Genomic DNA, 20,818 nt, shown 5'->3' with positions numbered 1-20,818 from the left:
GCCAGGTGGCTGCGTTAGGGTCCGGCCGTGGCGATCCTCGGGCGGGAGCAGGAGCAGGCCGCGCTCGACGCCTTGGTCGCCCGGGCCAGGCAGGGCGAGGGCGGAGCCCTCGTCGTGCGCGGGGAAGCCGGGCTCGGCAAGTCGGCGCTCCTCACCGACGTCGTCGAGCGGGCGCGCTCCGCCGGAGACCTCCAGGTGGTCCGCACCCAGGGCGTGGAGTCCGAGGCTCCGCTCGCCTTCGCGGCGTTGCAGCGGCTCCTCCGCCCGGTCCTGGGGCTCGCAGACCACGTCCCACCGCCGCAGGCGGACGCGCTGCGGGTGGCGCTGGGCGAGGCGGTGGGCGACGGCGCCGACCGGTTCCTGGTCTTCCTCGGGACCCTCAACCTGCTCGCCGACGCCGCTCAGGAGACGCCGGTCCTGGCGGTGGTGGACGACGCGCACTGGCTCGACGACGCCTCCGCCGCGGCGCTGCTCTTCGTGGCCCGCCGGCTCCAGCAGGAGCGCGTCGCCGTCGTCTTCGCGGCCCGCGAGGGCGCGGAGCGCACCTTCGAGAGCGGCGACCTCCCCGAGCTCCGGCTCCGCGGCCTCGACCGCGCCGGTGTCGCCCGGCTGCTCGCCGAGCGGGCCGGCGCCGCGGTCTCGCCCGAGGTGGCCGCGGAGCTGCTGGCCCGCACCGGCGGCAACCCCCTCGCGCTCGTCGAGCTGCCCGACGTCCTCAGCGCCGACCAGCTCGGCGGCCGGGCGCCCCTGCCGAAGCAGGTGCCGGTCACCGAGGGGGTCGAGCGGGTCTTCCTCGAGCGCGCTCGGCGGCTCGGAGCCGACGCCCAGCGGCTGCTGCTGGTGGCCGCCGCCGACGACTCCGGTCGCCTCACCACGGTGCAGCGCGCCGCCGCAGCGCTCGGCGTCGCCAGCGCCGCTCTCGACGACGTCGAACGGTCCGGGCTCGTCCGGGTCACCGAAGGCGCCCTCGAGCTGCGCCACCCGCTGGTGCGGTCCGCGGTCTACGGGGCGGCCACCACCGGCGAGCGCCGCGCGGCCCACCGTGCGCTCGCCTCCGTGCTCGGCGCCGACGAGGAGGACCGGAGGGTGTGGCACCGGGCCGCCGGTGCCGACGAGCCCGACCCCGAGGTGGTCGCCGACCTCGACCGGGCGGCCCAGCGCGCCCACCACCGCGGCGGCCACGAGGCGGCGGCCGCCGCCTTCGAGCGCGCCGCCGAGCTGACGACGGACCCGGAGGGGCGCTCCGCCCGGCTGTACGCCGCGGCCCGGTGCTCGTGGCTCACCGGCCAGCCCGGACGAGCCCGGCTCCTCGCCGAGGCGGCGGCGCCGGGCGCCACCGACCCGCTGCTGCGCGCCGACGTCGCCCTGCTGCGTGCCCGGATCGAGTGGAACACCGGCTCGATCCAGGTCGGCCACCGGATGGTCCTCCAAGCAGCCCACGACGTCGCCGAGCACGACGAGAGCCGGGCGCGGGAGATGGCGATGTTCGCGACCGCGCTCGCCTCCTTCGGCGGCGACTCCGGTGTCGACGTCGACCCGCTGCAGCTGGTGGGGTCGCCCCCCGCCGACGCCCCGCGGCGGGACCGGGCGCTGGCCGCCCTCGCGGTCGGGCTCGACCACGTCAGCCACGACCGGTGGCAGCAGGCCGCCGACGTGCTGAGGCCTCTGCTTCGCACCGCCGAGGTCGTCGACGAGGACGACCAGGACCTGATGCCGAACCTGGCGCTCGCCGCCTGGCACGTCGGCGACGACGAGGCCGCGGCCCGGCTCCACGGCCGGCTGCTCGGCAGGGCACGTGACACCGGCGCGATGGTGATGGTGCTCTACGCGCTCACGCGGCTGGCCCTGACCGACCTCGCCACCGGTGCGTGGGGCCGCGCGGAGGCGCGGGCCACGGAGGCGCTCTCGCTCGCCGAGGAGACCGGCCAGCCGGTGCTCATCACGGCGCCGCGGGCGATCCTGCTGGTGCTCGCCGCGCACCGCGGTGGCGAGCAGTACGACGCGCTGCTGCAGCAGGTCGAGGCGGGGCTGGCCCAGCAGGCGGCCGGGACGCTCGACGTCATGACCCGTGACGTGGTCCGCTGGGCGAAGGCGGTCCGCGAGCTCGACCGGCCGGCGGCGGCGTTCCACCAGGCCGGCGGCATGGCCAACGACGTGGCCCGGCGGATGGCGGCGGTCGACCGGCTGGAGACCGCCGTACGCGCTGAGCAGCCGGAGGCCGCCCGGCTCTGGGTCGACGACCTCACCGCCTTCGCCGCGGCCACCGGCCGCTCCTGGGCGGCAGCGGCGGCCGCCCACGGCCGGGCGCTCCTCGCCCCGGCCGAGGAGGCCGACGCGCACTTCGCGGCCGCCCTCGAGCACCACGAGGGGTCCCCGCGGGCGTTCGACCGGGCGCGCACCCGCCTCGCCTACGGCGAGCACCTGCGCCGCCGCCGCAGGAGGGTCGACGCCCGGGAGCACCTCCGGGCGGCGCTGGCCACCTTCGAGGACCTGGGGGCGACCCCGTGGGCGGAGCGGGCCGCGACGGAGCTGCGGGCCTCCGGGGAGACGGCACGGAAGCGCGACGACACCGAGGCTCCGCGGCTCACGCCGCAGGAGCTCCAGGTCGCCACGCTCGTGGCCCAGGGGCTGTCGAACCGCGAGGTGGCGGCGCAGCTGTTCCTGAGCCCGCGCACCATCGACTTCCACCTGCGCAACGTCTTCGCCAAGACCGGCGTGACGTCGCGGGTGGAGCTCACCCGGCTCCCGCTGGGGTGAGCCCCGCCCGGGCAGCTCAGTGACCGTGGCCGTGGCCGTGACCGTGGCCGTGACCGTGACCGTGCGCACCGCTGGCGACCGCTGACCGGCCCGGGACCAGCAGCGCGGGCAGCAGGAGCGCGACCAGGGCTCCTGCGACGACCAGGAAGGCGTCGGGGTAGCCGGCGAGCAGCCCGGCCCGCGTGGTCAGGTCACCGCCGACCGCGGTCAGCACCGCGACGCCGAGCGCCGCACCGACCTCGTGGCCGGTCATCATCAGCCCGGACGCGAGGCCGGACTCCTCGTGCGGGACATCGGACATCGCCGCGACGGAGATCGCGACGAACATCGGTCCGACCCCGGCCCCGAGGACCACGAAGCCGGGCAGCACGTCGGAGAGGTACCCCCAGCCCGCCTCGGCGCCGGACAGCCACAGCGCGCCGGCCGCGGCGACGACCAGCCCGGCCGCGATGAGGGCCCGAGGCCCGACCAGCGGCAGCACCTTCGACGCGACCGCCGCGCTCACGGTGATGACCACGGCCAGCGGCAGGAACTGCAGGCCGGCGACCATCGCGGACGAGCCGAGCACCTGCTGGAGGTAGAGCGAGCTCAGGAAGATCGCGCCGACGACCGCGCCGGTGACGCCGGCCATCACGGTCGAGGCCGAGACCAGCGAGCGGACCCGCCACACCCGCGGCGGCACGAGCGGGGCGGCGGCCCGCGTCTCCAGCAGGGCGAAGGCGGTCAGCAGCACGGCTGCGGCGGCGAGCCCGGCCACGGACTGCTCGGAGCCCCAGCCGTGGGAGCCGCTCCGCTCGACGCCGTACACCAGCGCGAGCAGCCCGGTGACCAGGGTGACCGCCCCGGGGAGGTCCATCCCGCGCCGTCGCGCACCCGCACCGGGGGCGACGGATCGTGCGGCCAGGAGCAGGGTCGCCAGCCCGATCGGCACGTTGACGAAGAAGACCGCCCGCCACCCGAGCGCGCTGGTCAGGACGCCGCCGGCGAGCACCCCGGCAGCGATGCCCATGCTGGCGACGGTGCCCCACACGGCCAAGGCGGTCGCGCGCTGGCGCCCGGCGTACGTGGTCATCACCACCGCCATCGCGGCCGGGGTGAGCAGCGCGGCCCCGGCGCCCTGGGCGCCCCGCGAGAGGACCAGCATGGTGGCCGACTCCGCCAGGCCGCTGGCAAGCGACGCCGCGGTGAAGAGCCCGAGGCCGAGCAGGAAGACCTTGCGCCGGTCGAAGAGGTCGGCGACCCGGCCGCCGAGGAGCAGGAACCCGCCGCTGAGCAGGACGTAGGCGCTGACCGCCCACTGGTAGTCGCCCGAGTCGAGCCGCAGCGACTCGCCGATGCTGGGGAGCGCGACGTTCACCACGCTCACGTCGAGCACGACCATGAACTGGGCGGCGAGCATGAGCAGGAGCACCGTCCACGGACGACGCTCCTCCGCGACGCCGACCGGTGGCCGGTCGGCGGTGGCGTGGAGGGACATGGGGTCTCCTTCGAGTCGAGAGGTCGGTGCCGGGGATCCGGCCGCTACGACCCTGGCGGCCGGCCACCCGTCGTCGCACCGGCGGAACCACCGGTTCGCGGGTCCCGGCGACCAGGTGTCCGGCCCCCGGCGAACCCGGTGGTTCGACCGGCGCGAGCAGGTCAGGCCGGTTCCTACGGTCGAGCTCTCGTCCTCACGACAAGAAAGGCTTTCCCATGACCGCTCCCTCCCCCGACGCCGGTCCCGACGACTGCCTCGACGTCCTGGTCGTGGGCGCCGGCCAGGCCGGGCTCGCGACCGCGGCGCACCTCGCCCGTCGCGGCGTGCGCTTCCTCGTCGTCGACGCGGCGCCGGAGCTCGGGCACGCCTGGCGCACCCGGTGGGACTCGCTGCGGCTCTTCACCCCCGCCGAGTACGACGGCCTCCCCGACGCCCCCTTCCCCGCCGCCCCCGACCACCACCCGACGAAGGACCAGGTCGCGGAGTTCCTGGAGCGGTTCGCCCGCGAGCGGGACCTCCCGGTGCTGCTGCGCTGCCCGGTCACCCGGCTGGAGCGGCTCCCCGACGGCCGGTTCCTGGCGACCACCCCGCACGGACCGCTGCGGGCGCGGAGCGTCGTGGTCGCGACGGGGCCGTTCCAGGTGCCGGTCGTTCCGGCGGTCGCCGAGGGGCTGGCCGGCTCGGTGCACCAGCTGCACAGCAGCGGCTACCGCAACCCCTCGTCGCTCCCGGACGGCCCGGTCGTCGTGGTCGGCGCCGGGAACTCCGGGATGCAGATCGCGCTCGAGCTGGCGGCGACCCGCGAGGTGACCCTCGCGGTCGGCAGCAGGCCACCACGGCTCCCGCAGCGGGTCCTCGGCCGTGACCTCTTCTGGTGGCTGCGCCGCACCGGCGTCCTGACCGGTCCGCCGGACTCCCGGCTCGCCCGCCGGATGCGGGCCCGCGGCGACCTGGTGATCGGCACGTCGTTCCGCGACCTGCGCCGGGCGGGGGTGACCGTGCACCCGCGGCTGACCGCCGCCGAAGGCACCGTGCTCGGGTTCGCCGACGGGTCTACCGTGCGTCCCTCGACGGTGGTCTGGGCCACCGGGTTCCGCCGCGACCACTCCTGGATCGACGTGCCCGGTGTCGTGGTCGACGGCGAGGTGCACCACCGGCGGGGGCTCACCGGGGTTGCCGGGCTCGCCTTCGTCGGCCTGCCGTGGCAGTCCTGCCGCGGCTCCGCGCTGCTCGGGTTCGTGCAGCGCGACGCGGAGTGGGTGGCCGCCCGGCTGGCCGCCCGGGTCCCGGCGAGCAGGGCGGTGCTCGCCGCTCCCTAGGCCTGATAGGCGTCGGGGTCGCGCCAGGTCCGCTCGAACGGCAGCCGCCACGCGGCGGGAGCGATGAGCTGGTGGATCTGGTTCGGCCCCCACGTCCCTGGCCGGTAGCTGCGCACCGGCGGGGGGTCCTGCAGCAGCGGCATCGACCGTTCCCACAGGGTCTCGATGCCCACCGAGTTGGTGAAGAGCGTGTGGTCGCCGCGCATGGCGTCGTGGATGAGCCGCTCGTACGCCTCGAGGAGCTGCTCGGTCTTCTTCGTCTCGTGCATCGCGAACTGCATCGACAGCTTCTCGACCTTCAGCCCGGTGCCCGGCTTCTTGCCGTAGAAGGAGAGCGACATCCGCGACTCGTCGGCGAGGTCGAAGGTCAGGTGGTCCGGGCCGTGCAGCCCGACGCCGGAGCCGTGCGGGAACATCGTGCGCGGGGGCTCCTTGAAGGCGATCGAGATGATCCGGGCGCTCTCGGCCATCTTCTTGCCGGTCCGCAGGTAGAACGGCACCCCGGCCCAGCGCCAGTTGTCGATCTCCACCTTGAGCGCGATGAACGTCTCGGTGTCGGACTCCTCAGCGACCCCCTTGAGGTCGCGGTAGCCGACGTACTGCCCACGCACGACCGCGGTCGTGTCCAGCGGTCGCATGGAGCGGAAGACCTTCGACTTCTCCTCGCCGATCGGCCCCTGCTCCAGCGCGGTCGGCGGCTCCATCGCCACGAACGCGAGGACCTGGAAGAGGTGGGTGACCACCATGTCGCGGAACGCGCCGGTCTGCTCGTAGAACTCCGCGCGGGTCTCGAGGCCGAGGGTCTCCGGGACGTCGATCTGCACGTGGTCGATGAAGTTGCGGTTCCAGATCGGCTCGAAGAGGCCGTTGGCGAAGCGGAACGCCAGGATGTTGAGGGCCGCCTCCTTGCCGAGGAAGTGGTCGATCCGGAAGATCTGGCTCTCGTCGAAGACCTCGTGGAGCTGGGCGTTGAGGTACTTCGCGCTCTCCAGGTCGGTGCCGAAGGGCTTCTCCATGACGACCCGGGACCGCTCGGCGAGCCCCTCCTCGGCGAGCTGGTGCACCACCGCGAGCGCCGCCTTCGGCGGGACGCTCAGGTAGTGCAGCCGCGCCACCTCGCCGTGCGGCTCCAGCTCACGCTCCTGCGTCCTCACGGCCTCCGCGAGGCCGCGGCTGCCTGCCGACTGCGGCACGTAGGAGAGCATCTTGGCGAACTCCGGCCAGCAGTCGTCGAGCTCCTCGGGGCTGAACTCCTCGCACGCCTCGCGGACCAGCTTGACGAACTGCTCGTCGTCGAGCTCGTCGAGCGAGGTGCCGATGATCCGGCTGTGCTTCAGCAGCTGCGCACGGAACAGGTGCAGCAGCCCCGGCAGCAGCTTGCGCCGGGCGAGGTCACCGGTGGCGCCGAACAGGACGATGACGTGCGGCTGCTCCATGGCCCCACACTAGGCGCCCCCACCACGTCCCTGGAGGACGTCGTCCTGGCCGCGGCCACCGGTGAGGGTGTCGTCACCGTTGTCGCCCCGGAGCACGTCGTCGCCCGGACCGCCGAACAGGTGGTCGTCGCCGTTCCCGCCCTCGACCAGGTCGTCGCCCGCGCCACCGCACAGCAGGTCGGCCCCGTTGAGCCCGAGCACCCGGTCGTCGCCACTGAGCGCGTGCACGACGTCGCGCCGGTTGGTGCCACGGAGGACGTCGTCGCCGTTGGTGCCGACGATGGTCGGCACCAGTCCGTCGCAGCGGTGGTCCCGCGCCAGGGGGACCTCCAGGTCCAGCCCCAGGAGCAGCGGGTCGTGGTCGCTGGAGCGGTAGGGGTCGGCCGCGTAGAGCGCCGGGTCGCCGGCGTACTGGTAGGCGAAGGACTCGACGGCGTTGATGTTCCAGTGCGCGAGGTCGGTGACCTTGCGGGCGAGCGCCCGGCTGGCCAGGGCGTGGTCGAGCGAGCCGGACAGGTCGTCGAAGACGTAGCTGTAGCGCCCCGGGTCGTGCTCCTCGCCGAGGTCGGCGAAGCCGCGGCGGCGGAGCACCTCGATCGGGTCCTCCTGGGTGTACGCGTTGAGGTCGCCGAGCAGCAGCACGTCGCGGTCGTCGGTCGACCGGGCGAGCCCCTTCGCGAAGGCCGCGAGGGACTTCGCCTGGCGCACCCGGTCGCCGTTCCACGCGCCCTGGCCGTCACCGCTGTCGACGTTGTCCCCGGTCGGCTCACCGGGACTCTTGGACTTGAAGTGGTTGGCCACCACGGTGAACACGTCGTCCTCGGCGACGCTGCGGAAGGACTGCGCGATCGGCTCGCGCGCGTTGTGCCACACCGTCTCGTCGACGAGCCCGACCGGCTCGCCCAGCGGCCGCACCGCGTCGGGCTGGTAGATGATCCCGTTCCGGATCACGTCGCGGTCGACGGCGTACAGCTCGTCGGGGAGCGGGACGAACGCCCACTTCTCCTCCCCCGCAGCCAGGTTGAGCCGGCGGACCAGGTCGGCGAGCGCCTGGTCGGCGTCGCCGGGGCTGTGGCCGGTCGAGTCGGTGTCCTCGATCTCCATCAGGGTGACGACCTCGGCGCCCAGGGCCTCGATCGCCGGGACGATCTTGCCGGCCTGCTTGTCGAAGGCCGCCTGGCTCTTCGCGCCACGGGCGTCGGGGCCGCTCAGCGTCACGAAGTAGTTGAGGACGTTGAAGGCACCGACCTGCAGGTCGCCTCCCACCTCGTCCGGCGCCTCGGTCCGGGTGTCCTGCGGCTCGAAGACGCCTGCGGAGGTCCCGTCCGCGGGCTGGAGCCGCCACTGGTCGAACCCGTACCCCAGCACCAGCGGCTCGGTGAAGGTCAGCTCGTCGCCGACCCGGACCGGCGTCCCGGGGGTGAGGTACGGGCGGCTGGTGGTGCTGACGCGGGCGCTGACCCCGTCGTCGAGGGTGATCCGGCGGGCCTTGTTGCGGACCGCCACCTCGGTCGCGGCCGGGGTGCCGGGGCGCGCGAGCTCGGTGGGCTGCACGAGGAGGCCGCCCTCGGAGAGCACCAGCTCGCCGAAGGAGGTCAGGTCGTACACCTCGCTGACCGTGAGCCTGTCCTCGGGGGCGACGAGCATCCCCTCGAGCCGTTCCCGCTGCTCGTCCCCGGCGGGGAGCTCCAGCGGCGCCGGCTCGGGCAGGTCGCCCTCGTCACCGGCCTCGCAGACCGCGACGTCCTCGCGGGAGGTGATCTGGGTCTGCCCGAACCTGTCCGACACCCCACCGGTGACCGCGACGGTGTCGCCGAGCCCGACCTCGGTGCCGGGGCTGTAGACGAACACCCCGTCGCTGGTGGCCCCGTCGCCGTCGCCGTCGGGGTCCTGCAGGTGGAACCCGTCGAAACCGGGCAGGGTGCCGACGACGGTGCCGCGGACGGTCACCTCGCTGCCGCCGAGCGGCGTCTCGGCGCCGTCGCCCTGCACCTCCCAGATCTCGTGGGTCGGCGCGACGGCGCAGCTGCCGGGCGCGGCGCTCGCGGCGGGCGCGAGTGGGACGAGCAGCGCGGTCGGCGTCACGCCGACGGCCAGGGCGAGGAGGAGGCGGGGGCTCCGAGCAGCCACGTCAGGTCCTTCCGGGGGTGGTTCGGGACCAAAGCACCTTAGAACCGGGACGTCGCGCCCACATCCCCCGGGAGGTAACGAAAAGGCGACGGCGGCGGGACCTTCGTGGGTCCCGCCGCCGTGAGCGGTGGATCTGACAGCCCGTGTCAGGCGTTGACGAGCTCCCGGTCCGGACGACCGACCTCGACCTCGTAGGGGGTGCGCCGGGCGTGGACCGCGCCGGCTCCGACGAGCACCAGCAGGAGACCGGCGCCGCTGAAGGACGCGATGGCTGCGTAGCCGGCGATCTTGCCCATGGTGTCGAAGGCGTAGGCGTTGAGCAGCAGGCCGCGGAGGGTGTTGCCCATGAAGAGCGACTGGCGGAGCGCACCGAGCTGCTCGACCTCGGCGGGGTCGGCGTCGGGGTCGTTGCTCAGCGCCATGAACTCGCCACTGACCTCCTCGTAGGTCCGGCCGTCGCTGGAGGCGTTCATGTGGACCAGGATGTAGTGGTCCGCGAAGGCCTTCGCCTGCTCGCCGGTCGTCATCTTCTGGCCGGCGAACTCGTCGAGGGCCTCGTGCTGCGCCTCGGTCTCCAGCGCCTCCTTCTCCGGCATCGTGATGTCCTGCATCGAGAGCTGGTCCGTGACCTGGTCGCCCACGTAGGAGCTGGCCCAGGTGAGGAGCCCTCCGGCGACGAGCAGGACGAGGACGATGACCGCGCCGGTGGCGGTGAGGAGGGAGTCGAGCGTCTTTCTGCGCATGATGGTTCCTTGGGTGTGATGGTGGACGGTGCTGTCCGGGAGGCCCTGTTGCCCCGGAGCTGTCGCTCCCTCGGCGTTTCCGCCGGTCCGACCGTCACCACCAGAATCGGCCAGGGGCCGTTCGTTCCAGAGGGTCTTTCTCCTCTTTGTGGATGGTCCAAGGACGACGGGTTCCCGCCGTTCGGAAGGGCCGTCCGTCGCTACCGCAGGAGCCCGCCCAACGCCCTCTCCATGAAGGCCACCCGCTCGGCGTCCGAGGCCAGCTGCTCGAGCCCGAACCCGGCCAGCAGCGTGTCGGCCGTCGAGGTCCCGGCGTGCTGGAAGACCAGCCGTCCGGCGATCTGCCAGTCGCCCGCGTTGCCGGGCGAGCCCTCGGGCGCACCGGCCGCCGTCCAGTCGCTGGTGGCGTCCTCGAAGCCGTCCGCGTCGACGACCGCCCCGTCCACGACGAGCCGGGTGTCGTCGACGAACGCGCCCACCGCACCGCTGAACGGGTCGGTGACGTAGCTGATCGACAGCTCCACCTCCTCGCCGGCGAACCCCGTGAGGTCGTACGACGCCTGCTGCCACCCGTCCGTCGAGCCGGTGATGCTGTTCCACTCGCCCGACGAGCCGGGCGAGGTGCACGTCTCCGCGTCGAGGTAGTGGGTCAGGAACGGGTGCAGGTCGAGGAGGAACGGGTCGTCCTCGCACTCCGCCGGCGAGGTGCTGCTCGTCAGCCCTCCGGCCTCCGGGAGCGTCGTCCACTCCTCGGTGCCGGCCGGGCGCGCCTCGACGACGAGGTGGTCGTACCCCGCCTCGGTCGCGGCCGAGACCTGCAGGTCGAGGGAGGCTGCGCCGGCACCGTCGGGGATCGTCGCCGTGCGGGTGAGCCGCATGTAGGAGCCGTCCTGGTGCAGCGCGCCGGCGTACCGCTCGCCCTCGACGGGCTCGAAGGGCAGCGCGCCGACGTCGGTGGTGAACGACAGGGTGCCGCGGCTCCGGAACTGCGGGAACTGCGAGGGCGGCAGGACGTCGCTGGTCACCGTGAAGTGACCGGCCTCGTCGAGCGGGTTGTCCGGGGTCGCCCCGGCTCCGCCGAACTCACCGGCGAACCCGAGGAAGGGGTGGCGCACCCCTTCGACGCCGACCGCGTCGGCAAAGCTCGTGCGCCGGTAGCCGCCCAGCCAGTACTGCCGGAAGTCGTCGGCGAGGATGAGGCAGTCGTCGAAGAGCCCCTCCAGGGAGCCGGTCGGCCGGTCCGAGATCACGCAGTCGGCGGTGGGGTCGCCGTTGAGCCCGTAGTAGAGCCCGCCGACGAGGTCGTCGCTGATTCCCTCGAGCCCCTGGTGCTGGGTGCTCTCGCCGACGTGGACGAGCTTGCCGCCCTCGTTGAGGTAGTCCCGCACGGCGAGCGTGAGGTACTGCTGGCGCTCCGCCACCGCGGTGTCGGGCAGGGGCCCCAACGGGGACTCGGTCTCGACGTCCTCAGGGTCCTGGGTGAGCCGGTTGTCGCCGAGGTACCAGACGACGGCGTCGTAGTGCGAGAGCACGCCCAGGTCGTGCGGCACGCCGTCGGCGTCCACGTCCCAGACGTCCGCGGTGCGACCGGAGGCCTCGACCGCGTCGACGTACTGCTCGGCGTACTTCGGGGCGGTCACCTCGGGCGGGTAGTCGGGGTCGACCCCGGTGTAGTCCTCGTTGGCGATGACGAGCACGTCGTGCTCGGTGTCGGACTCCACCGTGTATCCGAACCGGTCGCTCGCGGAGCGGCGCTCGCCCTTCTCCTTGCCGCTGAACCACACCTGCACCCGGTCACCGGGCCGGGCGCCGCGGACGGTGCCACGGAGCTCGCGGTAGTAGACGTCGTTCTCGTCGCCGTAGCGCTCGCCGCCGGACCACGGCCGGACGCGCGTCACCTTCACCGGACCGCCGTCCACGCGGTAGTGCATCCGCACGTCGCGCAGGGCGCGCTTGGCCACCACCGCGACCTCCTGCGGCGTGCCGTAGGAGACGTCGAACGTGTCGACCCGGAAGTCCTCGGCCGTGCGGCCGACAGCGGAGTCGGGGTCGTCTGGGTCAGCCGCCGACCGCGCCACCGACAGGGCGAAGGGCAGGTTCTTCTCGAACTCCTGCTGGACGAGAACCGGGTCGTCGGGGAACTCGAAGCCGCTGCCGCAATCCTCGGGCAGCCACGGGTCGTCGGGGTCGACCGCCGAGGCCGCCTCGCAGGTCGACATCTCCGGGGTGAAGCCGAGCGTTCCGAAGGCCTCGGTGATGTGGGTGTCCGTGTCACCGTTGGTGGTGTAGAGCTCGGCCGACACGTCGGGGTCGTAGCCGGGCACGGCCGGCTGTGCGTCGTCGCCCGCCATCGCCTCGTAGATCACGTCGTCGGGGCTGGCGGTCGCCACCTGCCACCCCGTGCCGTAGAGCAGGAGCTCCGCGGCGGAGTGGTAGTTGACCAGGAACTCGAACCCCACCCGGCGGGCCAGCCCGATGAGCGCCTTGCTCTCCGGCTCCGAGGCGGGGCGCGGGCCCCGGTAGGTGTCGCTCGCGGGGTCGGGCGACGAGCCCTCGTTGTCGTAGCCCCAGCGGGTCGGGAAGTTGCGGTTCAGGTCGACGCCGTCACCCGCGTCCACGACCCCGTTGCCGTTGTTGTCGCGGAGGTTCTTGCGCCACAGCCGCTGGCCCGGCTCGAAGGTGAGGTCGTAGCCGTCGGGGTTGGCGACCGGGACGAACCAGAGCTCGCGGCGGTCCACGAGCCGGGTGAGCTCCGCGTCCTTGCCGTAGCCCTCCAGCACGTGCAGCGCCAGCCGGCGGACCATCTCCGGGGTGATCCACTCACGCGCGTGCTGCGCGGCCAGGTACAGCACGGCGGGCCGCTTGCCGTCCCGCACCTTCCGGGCGTCGCGGGTGACCCTGAGCGCGACGATCGGACGGCCCTGCACCGTCTTCCCGATCGTCTGCAGCTCGGTGATGCGGGGGTGGCTCGCCGCCATCTCGCGGAACTGCGCACGCAGACCGTCCGCGCCGGAGTAGCGCCGCCACACCTCGAACCCCTCGGCCGCCATCGCCGTCGACCGCTCCGCGACCGACTGCCCGTCGATGCGCTTGAGCCCCAGGTCGATCCCCTGGGCTCGGAGCCGCCTCGCCTGGAGAGCGCTCAGCGGCACCTCGACGCGCACCTGCTTCCCGCCGGCCGCCTCGCGGATGACGAGCTCGCGGCGCTCGACTCCCGAGGCCACCACGTCGGCCACCTGGTCGAGGTCGACGGTGGCCACGTAGACGTCAACGCCGGCCGTGGGCCCTCCGCGGTCGCGTGGCGCGGCCGGGGCGCTCCCGGGAGCCAGCAGGGCGGCCGCAAGTGCAGTCGCGACAATAAATGAGCCCGAACGCCGCATGAGGCCTCCCGAGTCAGCCGGTGCATGACACGCTCGACCCGTCGGCCCCGGCTGTCAAGTGCCCTCCAGTCCGTACGCCGGTCACCGGCATGCTCTTGCCACGGACGCCGAACCGGTCGAGAGTGTCCGGATGGCTCGGGCCACCACCGCCGGCGTCGTCGCCGCCCTCGTCCTCGCGCTCGCCCCCACCACCGCCCCTTCGGCGGCCGTCGTGGCGCAGGCGCCGCCGCCGACGAAGCACCAGGTCGGCGCCGACCGCTACCGGAACCCGCTGCTCCCCGTCGTGCGAGGCGGCGGCCGGGTCGAGAGCTGCGCGGACCCCTCGGTCCTGCGCGGGCGTGGGAAGCACCGTGACCGTTGGTACATGCTCTGCACCACCGACCCGCTCAACGACCGCGAGACGTCGCGGCCCGGGAGCCCGCCGTTCCACCCGATCCCGATGCTCGTCAGCAAGGACCTCGTGCGGTGGCGCTACGTCGGTGACGCACTGCCGCGGCTGCCCTCCTGGGCCGAGCGCGACGCGGGGCTGTGGGCGCCCGACCTGGCGTACTCCCGGGCCACGAAGCGCTACTACCTGACCTTCACGGTGACGAACACCCGCCGGTCGGTCAGCGGGGTCGGCGGCTGTGACGGTGACAGCGCGATCGGCGTCGCCACCAGCCGGACCCCCACGGGGCCTTGGCGGATCTCGCCGGAGCCGGTCGTCGCGCCGCGGCAGAACGGCCCGGGGTGCGACTTCTTCTGGACCTTCGACCCCGACCTGCTCGGCGAGTCCGTCGGCAGACGGACGGTGCTCTACTACGGCAGCTACTACGGCGGGGTGTTCGGCCAGCGCGTGGCACTGACCCGCAAGGGCATCCGCACCACCGGCGCGGCCCAGCAGATCACCACGGGTCAGGAGGAAGCGCCGCTGGTCGAGCCGCAGCGGTCCGGCGTGATGACCCTGGGACGGACGCTCGCCGAGAGGCGGGCACTGCAGCAGGCAGTGGCGATCCCCAACCGCTACGAGGGGTCGCACGTCGTGCGGCGCAAGGGCTGGTACTACTACTTCGGCTCGGCCACCAACTGCTGCAACGGCCCGCTCACCGGCTACAGCGTCTTCGCCGGACGGTCGCGCAGCCCACTGGGGCCGTTCGTGGACCGCGAGGGCAACTCGTTGCGGGCCGCCAGGGTCGGCGGCACACCGGTGTTGAGCATGAACGGCAACCGCTGGGTCGGCCTCGGCCACAACTCGGTCTTCCAGGACCGGCGTGGGCAGTGGTGGACCGCCTACCACGCGGTGGACCGCGACGACCCGTGGTTCAAGGGCGAGCGCGGGTTCACGAAGCGGCCGGTGCTGCTCGACCCGGTGACCTGGCGCGGCGGCTGGCCGTCGGTCCGGGCCGGCCGCTGGGCCTCCGACACGGTCATGCCGGCACCGGCCGCCCAGCCGCGCGAGCGGAGCCGCTACCGCGCGGACCCCGTCGAGCCGCACCGGCTCGGGGCGGAGCTGCCTGCCTTCGGTGACGCCTTCGACGGCAGCGCGCTCTCCGACGCGTGGTCGTGGGTGCGCGAGCCCGATGACCCGGCGACCCACGAGGTGTCCGGCGGCCGGTTCCGCCTCGACGTGCAGACCGCGGACCTGCACGCGGACAGCGAGAGCCTGGCGTCGGTCCTGACCCGCCCGGCTCCCCGCCGGGACTTCGTCGTGGAGACCCAGGTCGCCCTCGAGGTGCCGCCCGAGGGGTGCTGCCAGAACTTCGCGCAGGCAGGGCTCGTGCTCTACGCCGGCCCCCAGCGCTACGCAAAGCTCGTGCACGTGTCGATCTTCGAGACCCGGCAGACCGAGTGGGCCAAGGCGGTCCCGCGCGGGCTGACCCGCTACGGCAACACGGTGGTCGGTGCCCCGGGCGACGAGACGTGGCTGCGGGTCGTGAAGCAGAGCCGCCGCGGGCGGGTGCTGCTGACGGCCTACACCAGCCAGGACGGCGTCCGCTGGGTGCGCGGCGGCACCTGGCGCCACGACCGGCTCGCCGGCGACCGGCTGCGGATCGGGCTGGTCTCCATGGGTGCCGAGGATCCAATGGACGCACCCGCGTTCTTCGACCACGTGCGGGTGTGGGCGCTGGCCCGGTGAGTGCGACCGCTCAGCCCTCCCCCATCACCAGCCCCTCGATCGTGTGCTTCTGCGTGATCGGCGTGAGCTCGTCGACGACCGCGACGCAGAGGTGCCGCCGGACCCGTTCGGGAAGCGCGTCCCAGTAGTCCCGCGTGACCGCCGGGTCGTGGTGCTCGTGGTTGCCGGCGCCCGGCGCGTCGACCCCGAGCACGACCACCGGACGGGCTACGTCCGACCGGTTCGGGGTGCCGCGGTGGACGGTCAACGCGGAGCGGACCGAGATGTCGCCGACCTTCGGGTACTTCCGCTCCGCCACGGCTTCGAAGTCGGGGTAGCGCGACCGGGGCGGGAACATGCCGTGGTCGAAGTCGTCGCCCGGGTCCCACTGCGTGCCGGGCGCGATCTCGAACGGCCCCATCTCGTCGGTCGTCGACACCGTGGTGATGTTGAACGCGAGCGACGTCAGCCGGCGCTCTTCGCGGGTCTCACGCGGGCTCGGGAAGTCGCGGTGCCACGGCTGGTGCTCCGCCCCCGGGAACGGGGTGTCGAAGCCGATCTCCACGACCTGGTAGTCCGGTCCGAGGACGGCCTCGCAGACGCCGCGGACCCACGGGTGGTCCACCAGCTCCACGAATCCCCGCAGGGCCTGGGGGTGGAGCTCGACGTACCACCGTTGCGGGCCTCGGCCGACGGCACCGCCCTCGCGGCTCCGGGCCTCCTCGAAGGCGGTGTCGACGTCCTCACGCAGCTGCGCCACCCACTCGGGCGTGAACGCGCCGCGGAGCGCGCTGATCCCGGCGTCGTGGAGCTCCCGGCGCGCCCTCTCGACGTCGTCGTGCACGGCACTGCTCATCGAGGTGGGCATCGTGGCTCCCGTCAGTCCTTGCTCCGCATGACGATCACGTCGCCGTGGCCGCCGTACCCCATGACCTTCTCGGTGAACTGCGTGCCGTCGAAGGTGACGAGCAGGTGGTCGCCGTCCTCGAGCGGGACGAGCTGGGGGTGCGGGATGTTGGTGCCGTACGGCGCGTCGAGCCGGCCCACCCGGCGCATCCGCAGGTCGTACACAGGGTAGTGGCGGGCGTCGCCGTCGCTTGCCAGGAACCACCACTCACCTTGCACCTGCGCGAGGATCGGCCCCTCGCACTGGTGCAGCGACGTGTCGGCCCCGACGAGCTCGAGCCGCTCGTGCCACTCCGGGCCGTCGCCTCCGACCGCGAGCGCGGGGTGGAAGTCGAAGGGGTCCTGCGACGGGCTCTCGACGAAGCTGACGTGCCACCGCCCGTCGATCCTGGTGATGCCGGGGTCCCACGAGCTGACCGATGTCGGCAGTGCGGTCGGCGTGGACCCGAGGACGTGCACCCCGTGGAGCAGGTCCTCGGTGGACTCGGTGTGCCGCACGTGCACGCCGTCGAAGTCGAAGTCGCCCCAGGAGCTCATCGCCACCAGCCACCGGTCGCCGTCACGGACCAGCTGACCGGCGTGGTCGCCCAGCAGCAGCCCGTCGCGGTGGAAGAACAGCTGCCCCACGTGCTCGAGCCGCTCGGGGCCTGCGAGGTCGAGCGAGAAGACGCCGCAGTGCGCCTGCTGGAAGAAGCCGAGCCCCGCGCAGGTGGCGGTGAAGTACGCCTTGCCGTCCTGGACGTACGGCGTCCCGTCGGCGTGCTGCACCAGGTGCTGGTCGCGCAGCCCGGTCATCCCGAAGAGCCCCCACCGCACGTCCTCGAGCCGGCCGGCGCCCTCCTCGGTGGTGCCGTAGCCGTACCGCATCCCCTCGAGGGTCTCCGGCCGGCGCAGGTCGGTGCGGGCACGCACCCGGTCGCGCTCGGTCACGACGGGCCGCCAGCCGTCGCCGGTGTCGACCAGCACGGTCACCTGGTTCTCGCAGAGCGCGAAGGCGAGGCGGTACGCCGCCGGCAGGTCGACCTTCTTGCGCCGCACGACGCGGGTCCGCCCTCCGGCGCGCACCTCGATCCCGACCCGGCGGGCCTCGGGGTCGTGGAACGCGACGACGTGCTCCTGGTCCCCGACCAGCCCGAGCACGACCCGGCCGGCCGGCCGGTCGGAGCCCGACACGCCCGCCTCGACCGCGCAGAACGGCGCCACCGGGCCGTCCTCGGACCGCTGCACCCCGGGTGCGGCGGCGGTGGCACGGCCGGCCTCCGTGCCGACCAGCGCGAAGGGGCGGTAGCGGCTCTCGGTGGTGAACGACAGCTCGAAGATCGCGGCCTCCTCTGACGGGTTGGACGGGTTGGACGGGTTGGACGGGGCGGGGTCGGGGCCCGGCGGCTCGTCGGACCAGCAGCCGGCGGTGGTGCCGCCTAGGGCGGCAGCGAGCAGGAAGCGTCGGGTGAGGCGGGGTGGCGCACCGGTCACCCCTTGATCCCCGAGCGCGACACGCCCTCGATCACGAACCGCTGCGCGAAGACGTAGAGCAGCAGCACCGGCACGCTGGCGACGACCGCGCCTGCCATCAGCAGGTCGTAGCGGACGCTGTTCGCCGACTGCAGCGTGCTCAGCCCGGCCTGCAACGTCTGCATCTCCGGGTCGAACAGGACGTAGACCGGCCACAGGAAGTCGTTCCAGTTGGTGAGGAACGCCAGCAGGGCGAGGGTCGCGAGCGCCGGCCTCGACAGTGGCAGGACGATCCTCCAGAACGTCTGGAAGATGTTCGCGCCGTCGAGGGACGCCGACTCCTCCAGCTCCTTGGGGAGCGAGATGAAGAACTGGCGCAGGAAGAAGACGCCGAACGCGTTCGCCGCCGTCGGGATGATCACCGCGGTGAGCGTGTCCAGCCAGTAGAGCCGGCCGACGATCTCGTAGTTGGGGATCACCAGGATCACCGGCGGCACGAAGAGCGTCGCGATGATCAGCCCGAAGACCACCTTCTGGCCGCGGAACTCCATGCGGGCCAGGGCGTACGCCGCCAGCGCCGAGGTGACCACGACGATCGCGGAGTTCGCCGTCGCCGCCACCATGGAGTTGAGGAACCAGCGCAGCACCGGGGTGTCCGCGGCGTTGAGCACCGTCTCGTAGGCCCCGACGGTGAACTGCTCCGGGATCCACGTGGGTGGGGTCCTGGCCGACTCGGTCCGCGACTTGAAGGACGTCGAGATCATGAACAGCAGCGGGCTGACGAAGAGCAGCGCCAGCACCGACAGCACCGTGTAGCGGACCGTCTTCACGACCGGGCCCTCCCCCCGCGCTCGCGCAGCAACGCGAACAGCAGCAACGACGTCACCATCAGGATCAGCGTGAGCACCCAGCTGGCCGCGGCCGCCGACCCCATCTGGAAGTTCTGCAGCCCGGTCTCGGCGATGTAGTAGATCGCCGTCCTGGTCTCCTGGCCCGGCTGGCCGCGGGTCATGATGAACGACTGACCGAACATGTTGGCCGACGCGATGATCGTCGTCAGCAGCACGAACACCATCACCGGCCGGAGCCCCGGCAGCGTCACGTGGCGGAACCGGGACCAGGCGCCGGCGCCGTCCACGTGGGCGGCGTCGTACAGCTCCTTGGGGACGTCCTGAAGGCCGGCGAGGAAGATCACGGCGTTGAAGCCGAGCGTCCACCACACGGTGACCCCGACGAGCGTGACCCAGGCCGCCGGGAGCGAGCTGAGCCAGGCCGTGTCGTCGGGGAGCCCCACCACCCCGAGCAGGTAATTGACCACGCCGATGTTCGCGTCGAGGAGGAACCGCCACATCACGCCGACCACCGCGACGCCGAGGACGTACGGCGCGAAGAACACCGCACGGAAGAGGTTGCGACCCCGGAACCTCTGGTTCATAACCAGCGCCACGGCCAGCGGCACCACGATCAGCAGCGGCACGCTGAGCACCGTGAAGATCCCGGTGGCCTGCATGGCGTTCCAGAACGGGTCGAACGCGATGGAGCCCGGGGTCACCAGGTCCTTGTAATTGTCGAGCCCGACGAAAGGCTTGCCGGGGAGCGTGAAGTCCCAGGCGTGGAGGCTGATCCAGACGCCGAGCCCGATCGGGAGCAGCACGAACGCGCCGAACAGGACGAGGTAGGGCGCCAGGAACAGCCAGGCGACCTTGTCGTTGCGGCGGCGCGACGGCGGGGCCACCTCCACCCCGCTCGCCACGGCAGGCGTCGCCTGCGTTCCCAGTGTGGTCACCCTCAGCCTCCGTACTTCTCCTGGTTCTGCTTCAGGAGCTCGGTGGCGTTGGACTGCTGCTGCGTCAGCGCCTCCTCCGGCGTCGCCTTGCCGAGCACGATCTCGTTGACCGCGACCTCGACCGTCTGCGCGATGGTGTCGGCCACGCCCGGGATCGAGGGCAGGAAGTGGAACAGCTCGAGCTGGTCCACCAGCGCCGCCTGGGGCGAGTCGGTGAACGAGGCGTCCTCACGCGCGGAGTTGCGGGCCGGGATCATCGCGGCCTTGGCCCACTCGCCGGACTGCTGGCTGATCTCGCTGATGAACATCTTCGACGCGTTCGACAGGTCCTCGTCGTCGGCGGCCTGCGAGGTCATGAAGAGGTGGTGGCTGTTCGCCCACACCGCCTCCTGGTCGCCGATCGTCGGGATCGGTGCGATGCCGTAGGCCATGCCGGCGGCGTTGAGGTCGTTGATCTGCCAGATCCCGTCCCAGGTGATGGAGTTCTGGCCGTTCTTGAAGGCGAGGTACTGCGCGTCGCGGTCGACGTTCGGCGGGCTGTACCCCTTGTCGACCTGCTCGCGCATCCAGGTCATCGCCGCGATGCCCTCCTCGGAGCCGAAGAGCGCCTCCGACCCGTCCTCGTTGTAGGGCTCGCCCCCGTTCTGCCACAGCAGGCTGAAGAACATCAGGTGCGCCGGCCACTGACCCGGCATCCAGAACGGCGTCTTGTACCCCGCCTCCTGGAGCGCCTTGATCGCGTCCTCGAGGGATGCGGCGTCGGTGGGCGGCTCGGTGATGCCGGCTTTCTCGAAGTGCTCCTCGTTGTAGTACATCGCCAACGAGTGCACGTCCAGCGGGATGCCGTAGCGCTGGTCGTTGTAGATCCCGGGCCCCCAGACGGCCGAGATGAAGTCGGACTCCTCGAGCCCGATCTCGTCCGCGACGTCGTCGAGCGGCACGATGACCTGGCGCGCCGCGTTGGTGGCGAGCTGGTCGAGGTGCATCACCCCCACGTGGGGACCGCGACCGGCGTTCGCCGCGGCAGGGAGCCGCTGGTAGAAGTCGGCCCACTCCATCGTGTTGTTCTTGACGGTGATGTTCTCCTGGCTGTCGTTGAACGCCTTCAACATCGCCTGCATGGTCGGGCCGTCACCACCGGTGAAGCCGTTCCAGTAGTCGAGTGTCACCGCGGGACCCTCGTACTCCCCCGTGAAGTTCCCGGCGGTCTCACGGTTCCCGCCGACGCCCTCACCGCCCCCGCAGGCGGTCAGGAAGGCGGCACTGCCGCCCGCGAGGAGGAACCCCCGGCGGCTGAGGCCGGGTGTGAGGAACCGGGAGCTGGTGGTGCGTGCCAT

General features: G+C 72.7%; 13 protein-coding genes. 3 read left to right on the top strand and 10 right to left on the bottom strand.

Annotated elements, in window-relative coordinates; translation table 11 throughout:
- The first annotated feature begins 27 nt into the window (after positions 1-27).
- Complete coding sequence (locus tag FIP57_RS03415) at positions 28-2,757, top strand: ATP-binding protein (RefSeq protein ID WP_203231036.1); 2,730 nt, start codon at positions 28-30, stop codon at positions 2,755-2,757.
- Between the two features lie 16 nt (positions 2,758-2,773).
- Here FIP57_RS03415 and FIP57_RS03410 read toward each other — a convergent pair whose 3' ends face one another.
- Positions 2,774-4,234 carry an MFS transporter gene (locus FIP57_RS03410; protein ID WP_148572014.1) on the bottom strand — a complete coding sequence of 487 codons (1,461 nt, stop codon included), beginning with the start codon at positions 4,232-4,234 and terminating at the stop codon, positions 2,774-2,776.
- A gap of 215 nt (positions 4,235-4,449) precedes the next feature.
- Between FIP57_RS03410 and FIP57_RS03405 the strand changes: the two genes are divergently transcribed.
- Positions 4,450-5,553: a flavin-containing monooxygenase gene (locus FIP57_RS03405; protein ID WP_148572012.1), complete on the top strand. Its 1,104-nt coding sequence runs from the start codon at positions 4,450-4,452 to the stop codon at positions 5,551-5,553.
- Here the strand turns inward: FIP57_RS03405 and zwf are convergent.
- From zwf to FIP57_RS03385, 4 genes are all read right to left on the bottom strand, one after another.
- Positions 5,550-6,989 (bottom strand): glucose-6-phosphate dehydrogenase, encoded by a 1,440-nt coding sequence (gene zwf, locus FIP57_RS03400; protein ID WP_148572010.1) that lies wholly within the window; start codon positions 6,987-6,989, stop codon positions 5,550-5,552. The two genes, FIP57_RS03405 and zwf, sit on opposite strands and share 4 nt — an antisense overlap.
- Positions 6,990-6,998: 9 nt before the next feature.
- Positions 6,999-9,119: an ExeM/NucH family extracellular endonuclease gene (locus FIP57_RS03395; protein ID WP_203231035.1), complete on the bottom strand. Its 2,121-nt coding sequence runs from the start codon at positions 9,117-9,119 to the stop codon at positions 6,999-7,001.
- Between the two features lie 146 nt (positions 9,120-9,265).
- Positions 9,266-9,862 carry a hypothetical protein gene (locus FIP57_RS03390; protein WP_203231034.1) on the bottom strand — a complete coding sequence of 199 codons (597 nt, stop codon included), beginning with the start codon at positions 9,860-9,862 and terminating at the stop codon, positions 9,266-9,268.
- Positions 9,863-10,062: 200 nt separating this feature from the next.
- Positions 10,063-13,122, bottom strand: coding sequence for a M14 family metallopeptidase (locus FIP57_RS03385; protein WP_238993253.1), 3,060 nt, complete (start codon positions 13,120-13,122; stop codon positions 10,063-10,065).
- A 250-nt stretch (positions 13,123-13,372) separates the two neighbouring features.
- Between FIP57_RS03385 and FIP57_RS03380 the strand changes: the two genes are divergently transcribed.
- Positions 13,373-15,358, top strand: a complete 1,986-nt coding sequence (locus FIP57_RS03380) for a family 43 glycosylhydrolase (protein WP_148572004.1) — start codon at positions 13,373-13,375, stop codon at positions 15,356-15,358.
- A gap of 10 nt (positions 15,359-15,368) precedes the next feature.
- Here FIP57_RS03380 and FIP57_RS03375 read toward each other — a convergent pair whose 3' ends face one another.
- The 5 genes from FIP57_RS03375 to FIP57_RS03355 are packed head-to-tail and all read right to left on the bottom strand — an operon-like array spanning position 15,369 to position 20,818.
- Positions 15,369-16,193 (bottom strand): phytanoyl-CoA dioxygenase family protein, encoded by an 825-nt coding sequence (locus FIP57_RS03375; RefSeq protein ID WP_238993252.1) that lies wholly within the window; start codon positions 16,191-16,193, stop codon positions 15,369-15,371.
- A gap of 23 nt (positions 16,194-16,216) precedes the next feature.
- The gene (locus FIP57_RS03370; protein WP_148572000.1) at positions 16,217-17,716 is read right to left on the bottom strand and encodes a glycoside hydrolase family protein; all 1,500 of its coding nucleotides are present in this window, start codon (positions 17,714-17,716) and stop codon (positions 16,217-16,219) included.
- Entirely contained in the window at positions 17,713-18,525 is an 813-nt protein-coding gene (locus FIP57_RS03365; protein WP_238993251.1) for a carbohydrate ABC transporter permease, read from the bottom strand. Before FIP57_RS03365 ends, FIP57_RS03370 begins: the two co-directional genes overlap by 4 nt.
- Positions 18,522-19,481, bottom strand: a complete 960-nt coding sequence (locus FIP57_RS03360; protein WP_238993250.1) for a carbohydrate ABC transporter permease — start codon at positions 19,479-19,481, stop codon at positions 18,522-18,524. The genes FIP57_RS03365 and FIP57_RS03360 overlap by 4 nt, the downstream gene beginning before the upstream one ends.
- 2 nt (positions 19,482-19,483) lie before the next feature.
- A complete protein-coding gene (locus tag FIP57_RS03355; protein WP_148571996.1) occupies positions 19,484-20,818 on the bottom strand; it encodes an ABC transporter substrate-binding protein in 1,335 nt (444 codons plus the stop codon).

The organism is Nocardioides caldifontis, assembly GCF_008087345.1.
GTDB classification, from domain to species: domain Bacteria; phylum Actinomycetota; class Actinomycetes; order Propionibacteriales; family Nocardioidaceae; genus Marmoricola_A; species Marmoricola_A caldifontis.
The sequence above is the reverse complement of the archived record's forward strand: the minus strand, read 5'-3'. Positions and strand labels throughout refer to the sequence as shown.

Excerpts from the sequence above, each read along its gene's own strand:
- FIP57_RS03410 (WP_148572014.1), bottom strand. The coding sequence starts at position 4,234 with ATGTCCCTCCACGCCACCGCCGACCGGCCACCGGTCGGCGTCGCGGAG.
- FIP57_RS03405 (WP_148572012.1), top strand. The coding sequence starts at position 4,450 with ATGACCGCTCCCTCCCCCGACGCCGGTCCCGACGACTGCCTCGACGTC.
- zwf (WP_148572010.1), bottom strand. The coding sequence starts at position 6,989 with ATGGAGCAGCCGCACGTCATCGTCCTGTTCGGCGCCACCGGTGACCTC.
- FIP57_RS03390 (WP_203231034.1), bottom strand. The coding sequence starts at position 9,862 with ATGCGCAGAAAGACGCTCGACTCCCTCCTCACCGCCACCGGCGCGGTC.
- FIP57_RS03380 (WP_148572004.1), top strand. The coding sequence starts at position 13,373 with ATGGCTCGGGCCACCACCGCCGGCGTCGTCGCCGCCCTCGTCCTCGCG.
- FIP57_RS03375 (WP_238993252.1), bottom strand. The coding sequence starts at position 16,193 with ATGAGCAGTGCCGTGCACGACGACGTCGAGAGGGCGCGCCGGGAGCTC.
- FIP57_RS03355 (WP_148571996.1), bottom strand. The coding sequence starts at position 20,818 with ATGGCACGCACCACCAGCTCCCGGTTCCTCACACCCGGCCTCAGCCGC.